Origin of the sequence: Paraburkholderia sp. BCC1884 (assembly GCF_900996225.1) — a bacterium.
Taxonomy (GTDB): Bacteria; Pseudomonadota; Gammaproteobacteria; order Burkholderiales; family Burkholderiaceae; genus Paraburkholderia.
Map to the genome: position 1 here is coordinate 145,764 of NZ_CAAJGL010000134.1, position 21,732 is coordinate 167,495.

General features: G+C 63.4%; 21 protein-coding genes. 14 read left to right on the forward strand and 7 right to left on the reverse strand.

Annotated features, from left to right (window positions below):
• Positions 1–66 precede the first annotated feature (66 nt).
• The 8 genes from recA (at position 67) to FQ705_RS30005 (ending at position 8,499) form a co-directional block, all read left to right on the forward strand.
• Entirely contained in the window at positions 67–1,143 is a 1,077-nt protein-coding gene (recA, locus tag FQ705_RS29970; RefSeq protein WP_144147972.1) for a recombinase RecA, read from the forward strand.
• A gap of 6 nt (positions 1,144–1,149) precedes the next feature.
• Positions 1,150–1,854 carry a recombination regulator RecX gene (recX, locus tag FQ705_RS29975; RefSeq protein ID WP_144147974.1) on the forward strand — a complete coding sequence of 235 codons (705 nt, stop codon included), beginning with the start codon at positions 1,150–1,152 and terminating at the stop codon, positions 1,852–1,854.
• 176 nt (positions 1,855–2,030) lie between these two features.
• A complete protein-coding gene (locus tag FQ705_RS29980; protein ID WP_144147976.1) occupies positions 2,031–2,771 on the forward strand; it encodes a DUF2889 domain-containing protein in 741 nt (246 codons plus the stop codon).
• The gene (gene sucC / locus FQ705_RS29985) at positions 2,768–3,937 is read left to right on the forward strand and encodes an ADP-forming succinate--CoA ligase subunit beta (protein ID WP_144147977.1); all 1,170 of its coding nucleotides are present in this window, start codon (positions 2,768–2,770) and stop codon (positions 3,935–3,937) included. The genes FQ705_RS29980 and sucC overlap by 4 nt, the downstream gene beginning before the upstream one ends.
• A gap of 146 nt (positions 3,938–4,083) precedes the next feature.
• The gene (gene sucD, locus FQ705_RS29990; RefSeq protein ID WP_144147979.1) at positions 4,084–4,965 is read left to right on the forward strand and encodes a succinate--CoA ligase subunit alpha; all 882 of its coding nucleotides are present in this window, start codon (positions 4,084–4,086) and stop codon (positions 4,963–4,965) included.
• Positions 4,966–5,109: 144 nt separating this feature from the next.
• Complete coding sequence (locus tag FQ705_RS29995; RefSeq protein WP_144147981.1) at positions 5,110–5,814, forward strand: TerC family protein; 705 nt, start codon at positions 5,110–5,112, stop codon at positions 5,812–5,814.
• Positions 5,815–5,953: 139 nt separating this feature from the next.
• Positions 5,954–6,577: a pilin gene (locus FQ705_RS30000; RefSeq protein ID WP_144147983.1), complete on the forward strand. Its 624-nt coding sequence runs from the start codon at positions 5,954–5,956 to the stop codon at positions 6,575–6,577.
• A gap of 137 nt (positions 6,578–6,714) precedes the next feature.
• Positions 6,715–8,499, forward strand: coding sequence for a PglL family O-oligosaccharyltransferase (locus tag FQ705_RS30005; protein ID WP_144147985.1), 1,785 nt, complete (start codon positions 6,715–6,717; stop codon positions 8,497–8,499).
• A 58-nt stretch (positions 8,500–8,557) separates the two neighbouring features.
• On the opposite strand, the gene moaC is transcribed toward FQ705_RS30005, so the two are convergent.
• Entirely contained in the window at positions 8,558–9,034 is a 477-nt protein-coding gene (gene moaC, locus FQ705_RS30010; protein ID WP_144147987.1) for a cyclic pyranopterin monophosphate synthase MoaC, read from the reverse strand.
• A 121-nt stretch (positions 9,035–9,155) separates the two neighbouring features.
• Between moaC and FQ705_RS30015 the strand changes: the two genes are divergently transcribed.
• Positions 9,156–10,865 carry a M48 family metalloprotease gene (locus FQ705_RS30015; RefSeq protein ID WP_144147989.1) on the forward strand — a complete coding sequence of 570 codons (1,710 nt, stop codon included), beginning with the start codon at positions 9,156–9,158 and terminating at the stop codon, positions 10,863–10,865.
• Between the two features lie 61 nt (positions 10,866–10,926).
• On the opposite strand, the gene FQ705_RS30020 is transcribed toward FQ705_RS30015, so the two are convergent.
• From FQ705_RS30020 to FQ705_RS30045, 6 genes are all read right to left on the reverse strand, one after another.
• Positions 10,927–11,502, reverse strand: a complete 576-nt coding sequence (locus FQ705_RS30020; RefSeq protein WP_144147991.1) for a DUF2946 family protein — start codon at positions 11,500–11,502, stop codon at positions 10,927–10,929.
• Positions 11,495–12,619: a hydrolase gene (locus FQ705_RS30025; RefSeq protein ID WP_409934750.1), complete on the reverse strand. Its 1,125-nt coding sequence runs from the start codon at positions 12,617–12,619 to the stop codon at positions 11,495–11,497. Before FQ705_RS30025 ends, FQ705_RS30020 begins: the two co-directional genes overlap by 8 nt.
• A gap of 39 nt (positions 12,620–12,658) precedes the next feature.
• Positions 12,659–13,105, reverse strand: a complete 447-nt coding sequence (locus FQ705_RS30030) for a nuclear transport factor 2 family protein (RefSeq protein ID WP_144147993.1) — start codon at positions 13,103–13,105, stop codon at positions 12,659–12,661.
• Between the two features lie 168 nt (positions 13,106–13,273).
• Entirely contained in the window at positions 13,274–14,299 is a 1,026-nt protein-coding gene (waaF, locus tag FQ705_RS30035; RefSeq protein WP_144147995.1) for a lipopolysaccharide heptosyltransferase II, read from the reverse strand.
• Between the two features lie 217 nt (positions 14,300–14,516).
• The gene (locus FQ705_RS30040) at positions 14,517–14,711 is read right to left on the reverse strand and encodes a zinc-finger domain-containing protein (protein ID WP_144147997.1); all 195 of its coding nucleotides are present in this window, start codon (positions 14,709–14,711) and stop codon (positions 14,517–14,519) included.
• A 76-nt stretch (positions 14,712–14,787) separates the two neighbouring features.
• On the reverse strand, positions 14,788–15,711 hold the full coding sequence (locus tag FQ705_RS30045; protein WP_144147999.1) for a branched-chain amino acid transaminase: 924 nt from the start codon (positions 15,709–15,711) through the stop codon (positions 14,788–14,790).
• Positions 15,712–15,968: 257 nt separating this feature from the next.
• Between FQ705_RS30045 and FQ705_RS30050 the strand changes: the two genes are divergently transcribed.
• The 5 genes from FQ705_RS30050 (at position 15,969) to fba (ending at position 21,672) form a co-directional block, all read left to right on the forward strand.
• A complete protein-coding gene (locus tag FQ705_RS30050) occupies positions 15,969–16,715 on the forward strand; it encodes an AzlC family ABC transporter permease (protein WP_144148001.1) in 747 nt (248 codons plus the stop codon).
• Complete coding sequence (locus FQ705_RS30055; RefSeq protein ID WP_144148003.1) at positions 16,712–17,035, forward strand: AzlD domain-containing protein; 324 nt, start codon at positions 16,712–16,714, stop codon at positions 17,033–17,035. The genes FQ705_RS30050 and FQ705_RS30055 overlap by 4 nt, the downstream gene beginning before the upstream one ends.
• Positions 17,036–17,305: 270 nt before the next feature.
• Positions 17,306–18,499, forward strand: a complete 1,194-nt coding sequence (locus FQ705_RS30060) for a phosphoglycerate kinase (protein WP_144148005.1) — start codon at positions 17,306–17,308, stop codon at positions 18,497–18,499.
• A 457-nt stretch (positions 18,500–18,956) separates the two neighbouring features.
• The gene (gene pyk, locus FQ705_RS30065) at positions 18,957–20,393 is read left to right on the forward strand and encodes a pyruvate kinase (protein WP_144148328.1); all 1,437 of its coding nucleotides are present in this window, start codon (positions 18,957–18,959) and stop codon (positions 20,391–20,393) included.
• A gap of 214 nt (positions 20,394–20,607) precedes the next feature.
• Positions 20,608–21,672: a class II fructose-bisphosphate aldolase gene (gene fba, locus FQ705_RS30070; RefSeq protein WP_144148007.1), complete on the forward strand. Its 1,065-nt coding sequence runs from the start codon at positions 20,608–20,610 to the stop codon at positions 21,670–21,672.
• Positions 21,673–21,732: the final 60 nt, after the last annotated feature.

A 21,732-nucleotide genomic window follows, 5' to 3' on the forward strand; every position in this document is an offset into this window, starting at 1 on the left:
TGCTGTCCTTCAAAAGTGGGCTGCACATCTGCCTCAGACGCCGTTCATCATAGCAAAGGACGATTCATGGAAGAAAGCAAGAAAGGCTCGGCTGGACTGACTGCTGAAAAGAGCAAGGCACTGGCTGCCGCACTCGCGCAGATCGAAAAACAGTTCGGCAAAGGGTCGGTCATGCGGCTCGGCGCGGGTGAGGCAATTGAAGACATCCAGGTGGTCTCCACCGGATCGCTCGGTCTCGACATCGCCTTGGGCGTCGGCGGTCTGCCGCGTGGCCGTGTGGTCGAAATTTATGGCCCGGAATCGTCGGGTAAAACCACGCTGACGCTGCAAGTCATCGCCGAAATGCAGAAGATCGGCGGTACGGCGGCGTTTATCGACGCGGAACACGCGCTGGACATCCAGTACGCGGGCAAGCTCGGTGTCAACGTGAGCGACCTGCTGGTTTCGCAGCCGGACACCGGCGAACAGGCGCTCGAAATCGCTGACGCGCTGGTGCGTTCGGGCTCGATCGACATGATCGTGATCGACTCGGTCGCGGCCCTCGTGCCGAAGGCTGAAATCGAAGGCGAAATGGGCGACTCGCTGCCGGGTCTGCAAGCGCGTCTCATGTCGCAAGCGCTGCGCAAGCTCACCGGCACGATCAAGCGCACGAACTGCCTGGTGATCTTCATCAACCAGATCCGCATGAAGATCGGCGTGATGTTCGGCAACCCGGAAACCACCACGGGTGGTAATGCGCTGAAGTTCTACGCATCGGTGCGTCTGGACATTCGCCGTATCGGTTCGATCAAGAAGAACGACGAAGTGATCGGCAACGAAACGCGCGTAAAGGTCGTCAAGAACAAGGTGGCGCCACCGTTCCGCGAAGCGATTTTCGACATTCTTTACGGCGAAGGCATTTCGCGTCAGGGCGAAATCATCGACCTGGGCGTAGCGGCCAAGATCGTCGACAAGGCCGGTGCGTGGTACAGCTACAGCGGCGAACGTATCGGTCAGGGCAAGGACAACGCGCGTGAATTCCTGCGCGAAAATCCTGAGATCGCTCGTGATATCGAAAACCGTATCCGTGAATCGCTGGGCGTAAATGCCATGGCCGACGCGGTAGCCGGCGCAGGCGCTGAAGTCGCAGACGAAGAAGAGTAAGCCTCAGTGATACGCAAGGGCCGGTCGTTGTCCCATGCTGGACGCCAGGCGGACGGCCCGCGCAATGAAGAAGACGATTCGTTCGACCCGTTCGAATCGTTCGAAGCACACGATCGCGCTGCGGGCAAAAGCCCGCAGCGCGCTCAGTTTGAATCCTCCCCGTCAGCCGATTCGGACCCTTCCGAAACCACCTACACTCGCTCGCGCCGCGCACCGGGCGAAGCGAAGCCAGAAGACGAAGCCAAAAAGTCCAACCGTCCCGCGCGTTCGCTAAAAGGCCGCGCGCTTGGCTATCTGTCCCGCCGTGAATACAGTCGCTCTGAACTCGCGCGCAAGCTCAAGCCGTTTGTCGAAGAAACCGATTCGCTCGAACCCCTGCTCGACAATCTGGAAGCCGAAAACTGGCTCTCGAATTCCCGTTTTGCTGAAAGTCTGATCCATCGGCGTGCGTCGCGACTGGGCGCGAGCCGGATTGTCGGTGAGTTGAAGCAGCACGCGGTCGATCCGACGCTCGTCGAAGAAGCCAAGGCGCAATTGCGCGAAACCGAACTCGCCCGCGCGCAGGCCGTGTGGCGCAAGAAGTTCGGTGAGCTTCCCGAGACACCCGCCGAGCGGGCCAAACAGGCCCGCTTTCTGGCATCGCGTGGATTCTCCGGCGCCACGATCGGCAAAATCCTCAAAGGGATTGACGAAGAGTGGAGCGGCGATTAGCCACGTTGCTTTTCGACCCACTCTTTGGGCCAGGCCGTGAGCCTCCCACTGCCTAACTTCGAGACAGGCCCGCGGCCGCGGAGCCGCACGCCGTCTGGCTCTGCGCATTCCGACCTGTCCCAAATACCCAGTATGCTAAAATTATTGGGTTTTCCAATCCGGCCTTTCCTTCCCGCATGCCGCTCTCCCAGCCCGTGTCCCGTCAGTTGCGCCATCGTCGCGCAATCCGAGCGGAAGCTTATGAGCGAGCCGATGGCCTGTGGGATGTGGAAGCGTGCTTGACCGACGAAAAACCACGCGATGTGGCGCTTGCGTCGGGCGTCCGGCCCAATGGTCAGCCGATCCATGAACTCTGGCTTCGTATCACCATCGATCGCAAGCTCAACGTCGTCGACGCCGAGGCGTCGTCCGACTGGGTGCCCTATCCTGGTTTGTGCCAAGTCAGCAATCCCGCCTACCGTGCCCTCATCGGGCTCAATCTCCGCCAGAACTTCCGTCGCGATGCAGCCCGTTTACTCGGCGGCACGGCGGGTTGCACGCATCTCACCGAGTTGTGCGCGATCCTGCCGACCGCCGCGATTCAGGCCTTCGCCGGCGAGGTGTGGAAGACCGGTGACAGCACACCGGGCGAGAGCGCGAGTTCAGGAGACGAACCGCCTGACAGCACAGGCGAGCATTCCAACGACAAACCGCCATTCCAGTTGGGACGCTGCCATGCGCTGCGTTTCGACGGCGAGGCGGTGCAGCAGTTTTATCCGCGCTGGTATGGCCGCGCTCCGCGCACAGCGGATCACGCGGCATCGTCAGGCGACGGGGCAGTCCGCCAGACAGGTAAGGGCGGCAACGCGTCCGGCATGAACGACGGCAGCGGAAACGATGTTCAATCCAACTCTCAGACTGAAGGGAATCACGCATGAAGATTCACGAGTACCAGGGTAAGGAAATCCTGCGGAAATTCGGCGTCGCGGTACCGCGCGGCAAGCCGGTCTTCTCGGTGGATGATGCGGTCAAGGCCGCGGAAGAGCTCGGCGGCCCGGTATGGGTCGTGAAGGCTCAGATCCATGCGGGTGGCCGTGGCAAGGGCGGTGGCGTGAAGGTCGCCAAGTCGCTGGAACAGGTTCGTGAGTTCTCGAACCAGATCCTCGGCATGCAGCTCGTCACGCACCAGACCGGTCCGGAAGGCCAGAAGGTGAATCGTCTGCTGATCGAAGAAGGCGCTGACATCAAGAAGGAACTGTATGTCGGCCTCGTGATCGATCGCGTTACGCAGAAGATCGTCGTGATGGCATCGAGCGAAGGCGGCATGGACGTCGAAGAAGTTGCGGAAAAGACGCCCGAGCTGATCCACAAGATCGCAGTCGACCCGGCAACCGGCCTGAAAGACGCCGAAGCCGACGAACTGGCTACGAAGATCGGCGTGCCCGCCGCTTCGCTGCCGCAAGCTCGTTCGATCCTGCAAGGCCTGTACAAGGCATTCTGGGAAACCGACGCGTCGCTGGCCGAAATCAACCCGCTGATCCTGACCGGCGACGGCAAGGTCATCGCGTTGGACGCCAAGTTCAACTTCGATTCGAACGCACTGTTCCGTCACCCGGAAATCGTCGCGTATCGCGATATCGACGAAGAAGATCCGGCTGAAGTCGAAGCGTCGAAGTTCGACCTCGCCTACATCTCGCTCGACGGCAACATCGGCTGCCTCGTGAACGGCGCTGGCCTTGCCATGGCAACGATGGACACCATCAAGCTGTTCGGCGGCGAACCGGCGAACTTCCTGGACGTGGGCGGTGGCGCCACGACCGAGAAGGTCACGGAAGCGTTCAAGATCATGCTGAAGAACCCGAACCTGACCGCGATTCTGGTCAACATCTTCGGTGGCATCATGCGCTGCGACGTGATCGCGGAAGGCGTGATCGCGGCGTCGAAGGCCGTGTCGCTGAAGGTACCGCTCGTGGTCCGCATGAAGGGCACGAACGAAGACCTGGGCAAGAAGATGCTTGCTGAATCCGGCCTGCCGATCATCGCGGCGGACAGCATGGAAGAAGCGGCTCAGAAGGTCGTCGCGGCTGCTGCGGGTAAGGCGTAAGCCAGATCACAGCGGTTGCCAGGCTGCTGTTGCCGGGCTTTTTCCAGAATTAACCAGGATTACGAATGGCGGCGCGTGAGCGGCGCGGGCGGTGAACATCCCGCCGCGCCGCGACAGCGCGACGCCAAACGAACAGAGGTCAATACATGTCGATTCTGATTAACAAAGACACTAAGGTCATCACGCAGGGCATCACCGGCAAGACCGGTCAGTTCCATACGCGTGCTTGCCGTGAATATGCAAACGGTCGCGAAGCGTACGTTGCGGGCGTGAACCCGAAGCGCGCAGGCGAAGACTTCGAAGGCATTCCTATCTACGCAAGCGTCGCTGAAGCGAAGGCTGAAACGGGCGCGACCGTGTCGGTGATTTACGTGCCGCCGGCAGGCGCTGCTGCTGCGATCTGGGAAGCAGTCGAAGCCGACCTGGATCTCGCTATCTGTATCACGGAAGGTATTCCTGTCCGTGACATGATCGAGCTCAAGGCACGCATGCGCGCGAAGAACAGCAAGACGCTGCTGCTCGGACCGAACTGCCCCGGCACGATCACGCCGGACGAACTGAAGATCGGCATCATGCCGGGTCACATCCACCGCAAGGGCCGCATCGGCGTCGTGTCGCGTTCGGGCACGCTGACGTACGAAGCAGTCGGTCAATTGACGGCAATCGGCCTCGGCCAATCGTCGGCAGTCGGTATCGGCGGCGACCCGATCAACGGTCTGAAGCACATCGACGTGATGAAGATGTTCAACGACGATCCGGAAACGGACGCCGTCATCATGATCGGCGAGATCGGTGGTCCGGACGAAGCGAATGCCGCTGAGTGGATCAAGGACAACATGAAGAAGCCGGTGGTTGGCTTCATCGCCGGCGTGACGGCGCCTCCGGGCAAGCGCATGGGCCATGCTGGCGCGCTGATCTCGGGCGGTGCGGATACGGCTGAAGCCAAGCTGGAAATCATGGACGCTTGCGGTATCACGGTCACGAAGAACCCGTCGGAAATGGCGCGTCTTCTGAAGGCGATGCTGTAAATCGAAATAGGCGCGCAGTCGCGGCGCCTTTTTTGATACGCTTACGAAATCCTTTCGTGAGCGTGCGGTTCTAAAAAAGCGGGGGAGTGCAAACTCCTCCGCTTTTTTTATTGGCCGAGGCTCAGTTTTTTCTGGTCTTCCACCATGCTCGAGTTTTTTGCCACGCTCCATTGGGGCGCTGTGATTCAGATCATCGTCATCGACATTCTGTTGGGTGGCGATAACGCCGTCGTGATCGCGCTGGCCTGCCGCAATTTGCCGCCGTCGCAGCGTACCAAAGGCGTGTTGTGGGGTACGGCGGGCGCAATCGTGCTGCGAGTGGCACTGATTGCGTTTGCGGTCGCGCTGCTCGACGTGCCCTTGCTGAAGTTCGCGGGCGGCTTGCTGCTGCTGTGGATCGGCGTGCGTTTGATGGCGCCCGCGCACGATGCGCACGAGAACGTCAAACCGGCCGACAAGCTGCTCTCGGCGATCAAGACGATCATCATCGCGGATGCGGTGATGAGCCTCGACAACGTGATCGCGATCGCGGGCGCGGCGGAGTCGGCCGATCCCGAACATCGCCTCGCGCTGGTGATTTTCGGTCTGGTGGTGAGCATTCCGTTGATCGTGTGGGGCAGCCAGCTGGTGCTCAAGCTGCTGGATCGTTTTCCGATCGTCATCACACTCGGCGCCGCGTTGCTGGGCTGGATCGCGGGCGGACTGATCGTGAACGACCCGGCGGGCGACCGTTGGGCAATTCTCGATACGCCGGCGGCTGAATACGGCTTGAGCGTCGCGGGTGCGCTGTTCGTGGTGATCCTCGGTTATCTGCTCAAACGCCGGAACGCCAGGCGCGCGGCGGCGTGATTCCAGACCTCGTATCGAGCTACGGCGTTACGCAGCGTTAGCCGTTTGGCTGACTGTTTGACGCGCGCATCGCTGGCTACGATGGAGACGCCTGTTCCCGATCCGTGGGGCAGGCGTTTTTCGTTTGAGGAGTCTGCCGATGATCGTTACCTTGCCGTATTCCCCCTATTCGCAGTCCACACTGGCGCGGCGTTCCACGTACTGGCGAGCGCGGTGGTCCGCGCGCCTCTCGCGAGCCTGCCGTCGCATCGGACTCGGCTTTACGCTGATCGAACTGATGATCGTGCTGGCGATCGTCGGCGTGATCGCGGCCTATGCGATTCCCGCGTATCAGGACTATCTGGCGCGCAGCCGTGTCGGTGAGGGGCTGTCGCTCGCCGCTTCCGCGCGGCTTGCCGTTGCCGAAAATGCCGCGAGCGGCAACGCGTTCAGCGGCGGTTACGCGTCGCCGCCCGCTACCCGCAATGTCGACTCCATCCGGGTCGACGACGACACTGGTCAGATCACCGTTGCTTACTCCACGCGAGTCGCGCCGGCTGGTTCCAACACGCTCACGCTCGTGCCGTCCGTTCCTGACAATGTGGATGCACCGACCGCGCGGGTCGCATTGAGCAAAGCTTCGGTGCAGGCCGGCGCACTGACCTGGGAGTGTTTCGCCGGCGGCAAAACGTCGTCGTCGCTGCCTGCGCCGGGCGGCGGTCCATCACCTGTGGATGCGCCCAGCCTGGCGTCGAATCTCGCCCCGCCGGAGTGTCGCTCGTGACCTACAGTGTGAGCGGACGGATGGCTCGTCGCTTTGAGCTAAAAGGCTGATTTTCGGGATATTTCGGCCGGCCCGGCGCACAGCAGAGGGATTTTTTTGTATAGTGCGCCGGTTGCTGACGCCCACCCGGTTACTCGATGCCCACCCCATTTGCGCGCTACCTGTCTCTCATTCTGTTGGCTCTTTCGTTGGTGCTGCCTTATGCAGTGGTCAACCATACGTATCCGATTCCGACTTTTTACGCAGAATTCACCGCGCTCGCCCTGTATTTGCTGACTGGCGCAGGTGTCGTTCTGCTGATCGCCACTTCGAAGCCGCGCATCGGCTTCGCCTCGCCGGTCGTCGCGCTGGTGCCTTTGCTGTTCGGGCTGCTGCTGGTGACGCAATCGGTGGTGTTGCCGGTCACGCAACCTTCGATGAACTGGCTCGGCGGCGGCTTTCTGCTGGCGGCGTTCATGGCCGCCCACGCGGGCTATGGCTTCACGCGCGCCAGGCTCAATGAGACGGCTTTGCGCTGGGTGGCGGGGGCGCTGATTGTCGGCGGGTTGTTTGCGGTGTTCTGTCAGGTGATCCAGCTGTTTCACCTCGAGGCGCGCGTGTCGCCGTTTGTCGTCGCCTATAACGTGACCGTCGAGCGCCGGCCGTTCGGCAACATGGCGCAGGCGAATCACCTTGCCACCTATATCGCGTTCGCGATGGCAGGCGCGCTTTACCTCGTGCAAACGCGCCGGGTTGCCGTGAGCATCTGGCTGCTGGTGTCGACGATTTTCGCGGCCGGCCTCGCGTTGACGGTGTCGCGCGGTCCCTGGCTGCAGATGGGCGTGATCGTGGTGGCGGGTTTCTGGATGGCGTTCGCGCAGACGCGCAGCCAGGCGGCGTTGCGCCGGAGCAATCGCGAATGGTTGATTCCGATCGTGCTGGCGGTGCTGTTCTTCGTGGTCAACGCGCTGATCCGTTGGGCCAACGTGCATTACAACCTCGAACTCGGCCAATCCGCGGCTGAACGCTTCAAGGATGCTGGCCAGATTGCCCCGCGCCTTGCGTTGTGGAAATACGGCTGGACGATGTTCAGGACGCACCCGCTGCTGGGTGTAGGCTGGGGCGAGTTTCCGAGCTACCAGTACGAGTTTGCGAAGACCCTCGGCGGCGTGGAAATCGCCAATAATTCGCACGATATCTTTATCGACCTGCTCGCGAAGACCGGCCTGATCGGCCTCGCCATCGTGCTGTTCGGCTTGATCAGCTGGCTCGTGCGCGTGGTACGCGCACCGCAAGATTCGGCGCGCGTGTTCGGCATCGCGCTGATCGGTGTACTGGTGATGCACGCGCTGGTCGAATATCCGCAGCAGTACATGTTCTTCCTGTTGCCGGCGATGTTCGTGCTCGGCTTGCTGGAAACGAGGCCATTGCGTTTCGTGCCTGCGGGCCTGTCGTTCGGCGCATTTGCGGTGGTGGTGTTCGGCGGCCTGGCGGCGCTGTATCCGGTATATCGCGATTACGCGCGCGCCGAGGTCCTGTACTACGGCTCGCGTCCGGCCGAACAGTACCGCGCGGATCCGTCGTTCCTGTTCCAGGCTTGGGGCGAGTACGGTCTCGCTACGCTTTTGCCGATGAATTCGATGGACCTGTCGCATAAGCTCGCGATGCACCGCAAAGCGATGGCGCTACTGCCCGGCGAGACGGTCCTGCGTCGTTATGCGGTGCTGCAGGCCTTGAGCGGCGACACGGCGGGGGCGTTCGACACGGTCGACCGCCTGAAGATTTTTGCCGAGGAACTGCATGACTGGCCGTCGCAGTTGGGTTATCTGTACGGGCTATGCGATGAGCAGAAGTCGCTGGGCGGTTTCAAGGCGGAACTGGTCAAGCGCTTCGGCTTGCCGCCGGGCGACGTGAATCAGGATGATGACAGCGACGACGATTGAGGCGTCGGCGAGGTAACGCCCCGGCGCGGGGCGTTACCGTCAAACGCGCGGGTTGATCTCAACCCGCCACCCAATCCCCCGACTTCCCGCCGTGCTTCTCCAGCACCTTCACATCGGTGATCGTCATGCCCCGATCCACCGCCTTGCACATGTCGTACACGGTCAGCAGTCCCACCTGCACGGCCGTCAGCGCCTCCATCTCCACCCCCGTTCGTCCGAGCGTTTCCACCTGAACCGTGCAATGCACGCCGGGTAGCGTTTCGTCGAGTTCAAAGTCGACCTTGACGCGCGTGAGCGCCAACGGATGACAAAGCGGAATCAGATCGGCAGTACGCTTCGAACCCTGAATCGCCGCGATGCGCGCGATCCCGATCACGTCGCCTTTGCTGGCGTTGCCGTCGCGGATCAGCGCGAAGGTTGCCGGCAGCATGCGGATCGAACCACGCGCAACAGCAATGCGCTTTGTCTCCTCCTTACCGCCGACGTCCACCATATGCGCTTGTCCGGCGGAATCGAAATGAGTCAGTTCGGGCATGGTCGGGCTCCTTCAAAGGGCGCCTATCATAGCAGTGAGGGGCTGATTACAATTGCCCTATGCCCGCTATCTTAGTCCGAGCGCCGGGCGCCGCTTTTCGACTCCGTCACATCGACCCGCCATGCGCGCGAAACGGTTTCTTTCTGCGTTGTTGTCTGTCGCGCTCGCGGCGCCGCCGGGCGCGTTCGCCCAATCGCATGGCGCGACGACGCTTGCGCTGAACACCCAGTCCACAGAACCGCCGCTGGTGAGCGGACCCACCGAATCCTATACCGACCCGATCGTGCCGCCCGACGTCGCGCAGGGCGTGTTCGGCGTCTACGGCGGTGCGCAGAGCCGCTTTTCGGGCAACGTCGGCGCGAACTCCAGCTGGCGCGCGCCGATCGTCGCCCAACAATTACCCGACCTCGGCAACGGCGGTTCCGAATCGCTGACGCCGCAAGCCGAACGCCAGCTCGGCGAACGCGTGATGCGCGAAATCCGCCGCGACCCCGACTATCGCGACGACTGGCTGGTGCGCGACTACCTCAACTCGGTCGCCGCGAAACTCTCCGCTGCGGCTAACGCGCTGTACATCGGCGGCTATCGTCCGGACTTCGATCTGTTCGCGGTGCGCGATTCGCAGATCAACGCCTTCTCCTTGCCGGGCGGCTTCATCGGCGTGAATACCGGTTTGATCGTGACTACGCAGACCGAATCCGAACTCGCGTCCGTCCTCGGCCACGAAATGGGCCACGTCCTGCAACGGCATATTTCGCGGATGATCACGACCGGCGAGCACGGCACCTACGCCGCCCTCGCGGCCATGCTGTTCGGCGTGCTGGCGGGCGTGCTTGCACACAGTGGCGATCTGGGCAGCGCCATTGCGATCGGCGGGCAGGCCTACGCGGTCGACAACCAGTTGCGTTTCTCGCGTTCCGCCGAGCACGAGGCGGACCGCGTCGGCTTTCTGCTGCTGGCCGGCGCCGGCTACGACCCTTACGCCATGACGACGTTCTTCGGCCGTCTGGATCGCGCGGCGATGAGCGACACGGGCATCCCGGCCTACGCGCGCACGCATCCGCTGACCGGCGAGCGGATTGCCGACATGGCAGACCGGGCGCGTCGTGCGCCCTATCGGCAGCCACATCAGGCGCCCGAATATGGGTTCGTGCGGGCTCGCTCGCGTTTGCTGCAGGACCAGTCGCGCAACGAGTATGCGGACGACGTGTCGCGCCTGCGCTCCGAGATCGAGGACCGGACCGCGGTGAATGTCGCGGCGAACTGGTACGGCATCGCCTACGGTCAGATGCTGCTCGAAAAATACGACGACGCCACGGCATCGCTTGCGTCCGCACGGGCGGTCTTCGTCTCGGGTGAGCAGAAGGAAGGCGAGGGCGCGCGCAGTTCGCCGAGCCTCGACGTGCTCGCCGCGGACATCGCGCGCCGCGCCGGCCGCGACGACGAAGCCGCGCGTCTCGCCGCGTTGGCGCAACAGCGCTGGCCGCAGTCGAACGCCGCGATCGACATGCATATCCGCACCTTGTTGACCTTGAAGCGTTTTACCGAGGCACAGCAACTCGCGCAGAAGGAGACCCGCGCCGAGCCGAATCAGCCGGCGTGGTGGCTCTATCTCGCGCAAGCGAGCGCGGGCAGCGGCGATGCACTGACGCAGCATCGCGCAATGGCGGAAAAGTTTGCGCTGGATGGAGCGTGGCCGTCGGCGATCCGGCAACTGAAAGACGCTCGCGATCTGAAGACGATCGGCTACTACGATCTCGCGACCGTCGATGCAAGGCTGCACGAGATGGAAAGCCGCTACAAGGAAGAGCGGCTCGACGAGAAGAGTTAGGGCCTTTGCTTGCGACGGGCGGTCAGGTCGCGATGAAAGCCGTGACCGTGTCGCTGGCGACTCAGAGGTTCGCCGCGGGACTCGCCACGAAGCCAAATCGCGCGGCGACGTCACCATGCTGTATCGGCTGCAACGGCAACACCGCCTGCCGATTCCAGCGAAACTCGCCGCTCATCGAATCGTCCGCGAGCGTCGCGTGATCGGAGAAGATCTCCAGATCGTGATCGTGCAGCACGGCGACGCGAGGCCGTGTCGAATCGTCGACGAACAGAATCCCGCCTGCGTCGTCGACGAACGCCGCAGTGGGCTCGAAAGCGCCGCCCGCCTGATCTTTCAACGCGAGTGCGCCCTCATCGCCATCCGCCGACAAACGCACGACCCACGGCGTGTAACCCAACTCGACATAGACCCGCTGCGGTCCGTTCTGAAAGAACCACTGACCGCGCTCATCGGCGTCGTAATTCCGGTTGATGAAGCCGAGCAAGGCTTCATGCCGGATCGGCGTGCCGGCCGAACCGCTGGCCTGCGCGGCTTCGTCGCGCATGCGCCAGTTGCCGCGCCGGTCCAGCATCAGCCAGCCGGTGCAACTCGGCACGTTCGGCCACTTGGCGAGCGCTTGCCTGACGATGTCATCCATGATCGACGTGCCGCTCCAGGTAGCCGAACACGCGCCGCGACAGCCAGTCGATGCGGCCCGGGAACGGCCCCGTCATAAAGCCGGCATGGCCGCCGTGCCGGGGTTGGTCGAGTTCCACCGCCGCCGAGACCTCATGCCGCGAGGGCAGCGCCTCAGCCGGCAGGAACGGATCGTTGCGCGCATTCAGCACCAGCGTCGGCACCTGAATGTGCGGTAGCAGCGGGCGCGTGGTCGCGCTGCTCCAGTAGTCGTCGGTATCGCGAAAGCCGTGCAGCGGCGCGGTCACGACGTTGTCGAACTCGTACATGGTGCGGCTCGCGAGCATCGCGTCGCGGTCGAACAGGCCCGGGAACTGGACCAGCTTCTGCTCGGCCTTCTGCTTGAGCGTCTTGAGGAAACTGCGGGTGTAGACCATGTTGAAGCCTTGCGACAACGCGCGTCCGCCGGCGTGCACGTCGATCGGCGCGGAAATCGCGGCGGCCGCGGTGATCACCGAGGCGGCTTCCTCGCGCCGCTCGCCGAGCCAGCGCAGCAGCACATTGCCGCCGAGCGACACGCCCGCGGCCACCACCGGCCCGCGATGCGCGGCGCGGATGCGGCGCAGCACCCAGTCGACTTCGTTGCTGTCGGCGAGATGGTAGAAGCGCGGCATACGGTTCAGCGTTCCGCTGCAACTGCGAAAGTGCGGGACGACGCCGTGCCAGCCGTACTCGCGCGCTGCGGCCATCAAGGTTGCGGCGTAGTGCGAGGTGGAACTGCCTTCGAGGCCGTGGAACAGCACGAGCAGCGGGGCATGGTCGGCGGGCGTTTGCGTTTGACTTGCGGTGGGAGCGGCAGCGTCGTCGTGCAGGACCCAATCGAGATCGATGAAGTCGCCGTCCGGCGTATCCCAGCGTTCGCGTCGGAACGCCACCGAAGGACGGCGCGCGAACAAGGACGGAACGATGGTCTGCACATGCCGGTTCGGCAGCCAGAGCGGCGCGCGATAGAGCATCTCGACGGTCGCTTCGACGGCAGCCGCGGCGCGTCCCGCGACCGACGAGACGAGGTTGTCGTGCGGGTCCGCTGAATGGGTTTCATTCGGATCGGGCGACTGACTGCGGGGCGTGCTGCTCATACCGTGATCGAAGCTAAAAAATGAAACGCAAAGCCTGCGTTAATGCAGCGACCCCTGGCCGTGGCGCATCTTGGTGGCGAACTGGCTGGCGGCCTCGTTGGGCATCGGGCTCGCGTGAATGTGGGCGATGCGCCACTCGCCGCGCTCATGGACCATGACGTACGTCGTGAACACCATGTTGGGCAGGGCTTTCGGATCGGCCGGACGGTGCGCTTCGGCAATCGCATAGACCACGGTGCCGAGGCTGTCGTAGACGCGGATGTCGAGCGGCTCGATCGAAACGGGCGCGGTTTCGAGCTGGATCTGCAGGCCGGCACGAATGCTGTCGAGGCCGTGCAGGTGGGAGCCGTCGGCGCAGATGCAGCTGACGAACTCTTCATCGATCCACAGACCCATCAAGCTGTCGATATTCACCTCGGCGATGGCCTGATAGTAGGCGTTGAGGGTATCGGCGGCGGCTTCGAAGATATGGGCAAAACGTGGCATGGCTCGTCAGTCTCTTGTGCGCGGCGCGCGGTTGCGTGGCGGCGGTCAGCGGGACAGTCCGGAGCACCGGACAATCGACCCCGAGCGCGAGAATGCTCGCGCCGCGAGGCGCGAACATGACGCGACGCGTTCGGGAGCGTGCGGTGTTGCGTGCAAGTATCAGCCGGTTCAGCGTTGCGCCAGCAACATGCCGCGCAAATCGCCGAAAACCTGTTCGGCGCTCAACTGCTTCAGGCAGTTCAGATGACCGAGCGGACACTCGCGCTCAAAACAGGGGCTGCATTCGAGATGAAGCCATTGTACCTTCGCAAGCTCGGACAAGGGCGGCGTGTGGCGCGGATCGGTCGAACCGTACACGGCCACCAGCGGCCGGCGCAAGGCGGCGGCCACATGCATCAGGCCGGAATCGTTGGTGACCACGGCATTGGCCCGCGAGATCAGCGCGCATGCCTCGCCCAGCGCGGTTTGCCCGCACAGGTTGCGCACGTTCGGCGCCCGCTCGGCGATCGCCTGGGCGAGCGGCGCGTCTTTCGGCGAACCGAGTGCGACGATCTGCGTGTACGGGAACGACTGGCCGACCATTTGCGCGAGCGCCGCGAAGTGCTCCGGCGGCCAGCGCTTGGCCGGGCCGTATTCGGCGCCCGGACAGAACACCAGCAGCGGCACGCGCGTATCCAGATTGAAGCGGGCCGAGACTCGCGACGCTTCGTTCAGGTCGGCGTCCAGACGCGGCATCGGCAGGTCGTCGGGCAGCTTGGCGCCGGGTGCGTAGGCGAGGGCAGCGTATTGGCCGACCATCGGCGGACGCTCGTCCTTGCGCGGATTCGCGTGGCGCACGTTCAACAGGCCGTAGCGGCTTTCGCCGGTGTAGCCGATGCGTAGCGGAATGCCCGCCATCCAGGGAATCAGCGCCGATTTGAGCGAGTTCGGCAGCACGTAGGCCGCGTCGTAGCCGACATCGCGCAGATCGCTCGCCAACTGCCAGCGGCGCAGCATCTGCAGCTTGCCGTGCGCGAGGTCGGTGGCGTAGACGTCGCGGATTTCCGGCATGCGTTCGAGAACGGGCGCGACCCAGGAGGGCGCGACCGCGTCGATGACGATGCGCGGATGCAATTTCACGAGGCGCGCAAACAGCGGCTGCGCCATCAATGCGTCACCGATCCAGTTCGGTGCGATAACCAACGCGCGACGCATCAGAGTGGGTGTCCGGTGTCGAAACGAAGCGCCGCGCGCGCAAGGCGCGTGGCGTTCGGGTAAGTCAATGGGAAAAGGAACGGGCCGCGGCTCGCGTAGCGCGGTTCCGGCTGCGCCGGACCCGCCACGTCAGCGGCCATGCTATGCCACGCCGGCCTTCGGGGCCGGCCGGCCGCAAAGACGCCGCCGCAAGCGGTCAATGCTCGGTGCGCCGCAATCAGTGACCTTTGACCACTTCGCCGTCGCGCAGCTTGTAACGCGTGCTGCAGTAGGGGCAACGCGCTTCGCCGTGCGTGACGTCGATGAAGACGCGCGGATGCGCGCTCCAGCGCGGCATGGCCGGGTTCGGGCAGTACGCCGGGAGGTCTTTTGCCGACAGTTCGACCAGCGGCATTTCCTTGATATCGCTCATGAGGGCTTTCTCTTTGTATGCAGGGTGCGTGCAGGGCGGCGATCCGGTTTTAGCAGTCCGGCCGCCGCCGCGTGCGTTAAATCTTGGTGAGCCAGTGGGCGTATTTCTCGCTCTTGCCGTTCACGACGTCGAAGAAGGCCGATTGCAGCTTCTCGGTGATCGGGCCGCGCGCGCCGGCGCCGATCGTGCGGTTGTCGAGTTCGCGGATCGGTGTGACTTCGGCGGCGGTGCCGGTGAAGAAGGCTTCGTCGCAGGTGTAGACCTCGTCGCGCGTGATGCGCTTTTCGATCACCGGGATGCCCATGTCGCGCGCCAGCGTGATGACGGTGTCGCGCGTGATGCCGTCGAGGCACGACGCCAGATCCGGCGTGTACAGCTTGCCGTTGTTGACGAGGAAGAAGTTCTCGCCCGAGCCTTCCGACACGTAGCCGTCGACGTCGAGCAGCAGCGCTTCGTCGTAGCCGTCGGTGATCGCTTCCTGATTGGCGAGGATCGAGTTGACGTACCAGCCCGACGCCTTGGCGCGGACCATCGACACGTTCACGTGATGGCGCGTGAACGACGACGTTTTCACGCGGATGCCCTTGGCGAGCCCGTCTTCACCGAGGTAAGCGCCCCACGGCCACGCAGCGATCGCCACGTGGATGGTGTTGCCCTTGGCCGACACGCCGAGCTTTTCCGAGCCGACCCAGATGATCGGGCGCAGATAGCAGGACTCGAGCTTGTTCTCGCGGACCACCTCGCATTGCGCGGCGGCGAGGGTCTCGTGGTCGAACGGCACGTCCATCTGGAAAATCTTGGCGGAGTTCAGCAGACGTTTGGTGTGATCCTGCAGACGGAAAATCGCCGTACCGCCGTCGGCCGTCCTGTAGGCGCGCACGCCTTCGAAAACGCCCATGCCGTAGTGCAGCGTGTGGGTAAGGACGTGGATCGTGGCGTCGCGCCAGTCGATGAGCTTGCCATCCTTCCAGATCTTGCCGTCGCGGTCGGCCATTGACATACGATTCTCCAGCAGGTGCGTTGGTGAGTGCGCCCAATCCCGCGCGGTACGCCCAGTCTGTCTTGGCGTTTCCCGCGAGGTGGTGCGAAGCGCGTCATTTTACCGTCTTTTGCACAAGGAACGGGCATTTGGGCGCACGCTGGGCGCTATAATTCGGCGCACGCATAATTCAAATCCGGATGCGCCAGCGGGTGCTTGACGACCTGGCGCCGACTTCCCTTCGTTGCGGCGCTGCCTGCGTCCGCGCGCTTCGCCTGATGCTCGCTCGCCTGTCAGATATCGATCGCCGTGCCTTCCGAGAGGGGGCGCGCGACTACTCGCCGACGCTGATGGCGATTTTCTCCTGGGGTCTCGTCACCGGCATCGCCATGAGCAAGTCCGTGCTCACGCTGCCGCAGGCGCTCACCATGTCGGTCCTGTGCTACGCCGGTTCGTCGCAACTGGCGGTGCTGCCGCTGCTCGCCGCCAAACTGCCGGTGTGGACCGTGTTGCTGACGGCAGCGATGGTCAACACGCGTTTTGTGATCTTCAGCGTCGGCCTCGCGCCGCATTTCTCCTATTTGCCGATGTGGCGGCGCATCGTGCTCGGCTACTTCAACGGCGACGTGATCTATCTGCTGTTCCAGAAGAAGAGCTTTCCACCCGGCTATCAGCCCGGCAAGGAGGCTTACTACTGGGGCATGGCGTTGTTCAGCTGGCTGTCGTGGCAGGTGTCGTCGATTGCGGGGATTCTGCTGGCGAGTCTGATTCCCGATAACTGGGGCCTCGCGCTGGCGGGCACCCTGGCGCTCCTGCCGATCATGGTGTCGGCGATTGCGAATCGTTCGACGCTGGTGGCCGTCAGCATTGCCGGCGTCGTCTCGCTGCTCGCGTTCGATCTGCCGTACCGGCTCGCGTTGCCGCTCGCGGTGATCGCAGCAATCGTGGCCGGCAGCGCCGCCGATCTGATGGTCGAGCGCGCCGACTTGCGCCGCATCCGCAGCAATGCCGGAGACTCCCGATGACCTCCACGCAGATCTGGCTCGCCATATTCGGCATGACCTTCGTCACTGCGGTAACGCGCGCGATGTTTCTGATCGGCGGCGAGCGGACCGTGTTGCCGGCGCGCATCCAGCGCATGTTGCGTTACGCGCCGGCTGCGGCGTTGGCGGCGGTCGTCCTGCCGGACGTGCTGGCGACGCCCGACGGTTTGTCGTTCGCGCCGTCGAACCACGAGTTCTACGCGACGCTCGCCGGTCTCGCGTGGTTTTTGTGGCGACGCACCATGCTCGGCACGATTGTCGTCGGGATGGTCGTGTTCACTTTAATGCGCCTCTTCATGTGATTGATAAGGCGGCGAATATTGCGTTGCAGCATGCGCGGCGCATCCTTCAAATACGGGACATTCGCTGGGTGGCGGGTCAGAAGGCAGTGTGGATCAGTTAAAATGTTTGTTTCCGGGATAACCCGCGCTGCTGTCGGGCGCGTAAGCCGCGGTCATGCCGCCGGCGCCCGATTCTGTGGAACCGCTGCCGTGCCGAAGCGCTGGAGTTCACCGCGCTAACGCCAGCGCGTGTCGTCCGCCACCGCCTTCTCAACTCGCACACACACGCCCATGAACAAGGTATTGCGTCTCTCCGATCTGATCGCCGAAGGCAAGCTATCCGGCAAACGCGTGTTCATCCGCGCCGATCTGAACGTGCCGCAGGACGATCAAGGCAACATCACCGAAGACACCCGCATTCGCGCCTCCGTGCCGGCCATCCAGGCTGCGCTCGACGCGGGCGCCGCCGTGATGGTCACGTCGCATCTGGGCCGTCCGACCGAAGGCGATTTCAAGCCGGAAGACTCGCTCGCGCCGGTCGCCAAACGTCTGGCCGAGTTGCTCGGCCGCGACGTGCCGCTGGTCGCGAACTGGGTTGAAAACGGCGTGAACGTGGCGCCGGGTCAACTCGTCCTGCTGGAAAACTGCCGCGTCAACAAGGGCGAAAAGAAGGATTCCGACGAGCTTGCGCAGAAAATGGCGAAGCTCTGCGACGTCTACGTGAACGACGCATTCGGCACCGCGCACCGCGCCGAAGCGACCACCCACGGCATCGCCAGATACGCGCCGATCGCCTGCGCCGGCCCGCTGCTCGCCGCTGAACTCGAAGCGCTCGGCAAGGCGCTCGGTGCGCCGAAGCGTCCGCTGGTGGCGATCGTCGCCGGCTCGAAGGTGTCGACCAAGCTGACCATTCTGAAATCGCTCGCCGACAAGGTCGATCAACTGATCGTGGGCGGCGGCATCGCCAATACGTTCATGCTGGCCGCTGGCCTGAAGATCGGCAAGTCGCTCGCCGAAGCCGATCTGGTGAACGACGCCAAAGCCATCATCGACGCCGCGAAAGCTCGCGGCGCCTCGGTGCCGATCCCGACCGACGTGGTCACCGCGAAAGAGTTTTCACCGACCGCTAAAGCCGTGGTGAAGCAGGTCGCCGATGTCGAAGACGACGACATGATTCTCGACATCGGACCGGACACCGCCAAGGTGCTCGCCGCGCAACTCGAAAAGGCCGGCACGATCGTGTGGAATGGCCCGGTCGGCGTGTTCGAATTCGACCAGTTCGGCAACGGCACCAGGACGCTGGCGGATGCGATCGCCAAGTCGTCGGCGTTCTCGATTGCAGGCGGCGGCGATACGCTCGCGGCGATCGCCAAGTACGGCATCCACGACAAGGTCAGTTATATCTCGACGGGCGGCGGCGCCTTCCTCGAGTTCCTCGAGGGCAAGACACTGCCCGCCGTCGAAGTCCTGGAATCGCGGGCTTAATGTGACGACGCGCTCCCCCATGACAAAGTCTGCAAAAGCTCGTAGCGGCAAGTCGCCGCGTAACACCGAAGCAGCCACGGCGGGGGAGCGCGCAGTGCGCTCCGCGGCCACCGAGGCCGCGGCGAATCCTGCTGCGGCGGATCTCGATACACAGCAACAAGACACGCAGCAACAAGCATCCGGCGCGCCCGTCGCGCTCGCGGAGTTGACCACTGCCGGCGAGGCCGCAGCCTTGTCCGAAGGACAAGCCGCTCAGACCCCGGCAGAACTCCCCGACGACGAGCCCACGCTCGCCGCACCGCCGGCACCGCGCGTGCTGGTCTCGAATACCGCTTCATCCAATAAAGCGACGCTGGTTTCAACCGGCGCGCAACCCCCGGCAACATCTTTCGGTGCGCAGCCTCCGCATCCGACTCGCAGCGCTTTTCCCAGCGATCCCATCCAGACGAGGAGACTCATGCATCGCGCCACCAAGATTGTCGCCACCATCGGACCGGCTTCCAGTACGCCGGAAATCCTGCTGCAAATGATTCAGGCAGGATTGGACGTGGTGCGGCTCAATTTTTCGCACGGCACTGCCGACGACCACCGCCAGCGCGCCGAATTCGTGCGCGAGGCGGCCCGCCAGGCCGGCCGCGAAGTTGCCATCATGGCTGACCTGCAAGGCCCGAAGATTCGGGTTGGTAAATTTGAAAACGGCAAGATCATGCTGGTCGCCGGCGAGCCGTTCGTGCTCGACGCCGACTGCGAACTCGGCAACGAGCAGCGCGCCGGTCTCGACTACAAAGACCTGCCGCGCGACCTGAAACCGGGCGACGTGCTGTTGCTGAACGACGGCCTGATCGTGCTGAACGTCGCACGGGTGATCGGCAGCGAGATCCACACGATCGTCAAGATCGGCGGCGAGCTGTCGAACAACAAGGGTATCAACCGCCAGGGCGGCGGTCTGTCGGCGCCTGCGCTGACCGCGAAAGACATGGAAGACATCCGCACGGCCATGTCGCTCGGCGTGGACTATGTCGCGGTCTCGTTCCCGAAGAACGCCACCGACATGGAAATGGCGCGTCAGCTGGCGAACATCGCCGGCGCACCGTTCGGCATCAAGCCGAAGATGATCGCCAAGATCGAGCGCGCGGAAGCGATTCCGGCGCTGCAAGGCATCCTCGACGCGTCGGACGGCATCATGGTCGCGCGTGGCGATCTGGCCGTGGAAGTGGGCAATGCCGCTGTCCCCGCGCTGCAAAAGCGGATGATACGCATGGCCCGCGAGTCGAACAAGTTCGTGATCACCGCGACCCAGATGATGGAGTCGATGATCCACGCGCCGGTGCCGACCCGCGCCGAAGTGTCGGACGTCGCCAATGCGGTGCTCGACGGCACGGACGCGGTCATGCTGTCGGCGGAATCGGCGGCGGGCAAGTACCCGGTGCAGACCATCGAGACCATGGCGGCGATCTGTATCGAAGCCGAGAAGTCGGAACAGTCGGAACTCGACAAAGACTTCCTCGACCGCACGTTCACGCGTATCGATCAATCCATCGCAATGGGCGCGCTGTTCACGGCGTTCCACCTCGGCGCGAAGGCGATCGTGGCCTTGACCGAGTCCGGTTCGACCGCGCTGTGGATGTCGCGTCACTGGACCCACGTGCCGATTTTCGCGCTCACACCGCGGGTCGGCAGCGAACGGGCGATGGCGCTGTACCGCAACGTGACCTCGCTGCATCTGGACACCAACACCGACCGCGACACCGCGTTGCAACAGGCGTTGGAAACCGTGGTGAGCAAAGGCTACGCGTCGCACGGCGACATGGTCGTGCTGACCGTCGGCGAGCCGATGGGCCAGGCGGGCGGCACGAACACGCTGAAGATCGTGCGAGTCGGCGAACCGTATTGATGCAGCACCCTGCTCGATCGGCACAGGTTTGATTGAGCGAAGCAGACCGGCATACCCGCGAGAGGCGGCGCACCGGCTTTGATTGCGTGTGAGGGCGTCGAGGAACGCCCCGCGCTTTAAGGCCGATGCGTACGGGTATGCGGTTTGCTCCGCGAGATCGCCAAAAAAAGATGCCGACGGCACAAGAATTCGTTTCAATCTATGGAGTTACAGCATGCCTCTCGTATCAATGCGTCAACTGCTGGACCATGCCGCCGAAAACGGCTATGGCCTTCCGGCATTCAACGTGAACAATCTGGAGCAGGTGCAGGCCATCATGGCGGCGGCCGACAAGGTCAACGCGCCGGTCATCATGCAGGCGTCGGCGGGTGCGCGTAAGTACGCGGGCGAGCCGTTCCTGCGTCATCTGATCGAAGCGGCGGTCGAGTCGTATCCGCATATTCCGGTCGTGATGCATCAGGACCACGGGCAGTCGCCGGCAGTTTGCATGGCGGCGATCCGCAGCGGTTTCACCAGCGTGATGATGGACGGCTCGCTGGAAGCCGACGGCAAGTCGGTTGCTTCGTACGAGTACAACGTCGAAGTGTCGCGCCGCGTGGTCGACGCTGCGCACTCGATCGGCATTACGGTGGAAGCGGAACTGGGCGTGCTCGGTTCGCTGGAAACCATGATGGGCGACAAGGAAGACGGCCACGGCGCGGACGGCAAGATGACCCGCGAACAGTTGCTGACCGACCCGGAGCAGGCCGCCGACTTCGTCAAGCTGACGCAGTGCGACGCGTTGGCGATCGCGATCGGAACTTCGCACGGTGCGTACAAATTCAGCAAGAAGCCGACTGGCGATATCCTGTCGATTCAGCGCATCAAGGAAATTCACCGCCGCATTCCGAACACCCACCTGGTGATGCACGGTTCGTCGTCGGTGCCGCAGGAATTGCTGGCTGAAATCCGCGAATTCGGCGGCGACATGAAGGAAACCTACGGCGTGCCGGTCGAGGAAATCCAGGAAGGCATCAAGCACGGCGTGCGCAAGGTCAACATCGACACCGACCTGCGTCTGGCGATCACCGGCGCGATTCGCCGTTACATGGCGACCAATCCGGGCAAGTTCGACCCGCGCGACTACCTGAAGCCGGCGCGCGAAGCGACGATGAAGATCTGTCTCGAGCGTTACATGCAATTTGGCTGCGAAGGCCAGGCTGGCAAGATCAAGCCGGTTTCGCTTGATAAAATCGCGGAGAAGTACAAATCGGGCGAACTCTCGCAGCTCGTCCGCTAAGCTAGTATCGGAGTCGACGCGAGGCTCCGCGCCTGGCCGTTTGGCCAGGTTGCCGTTAGA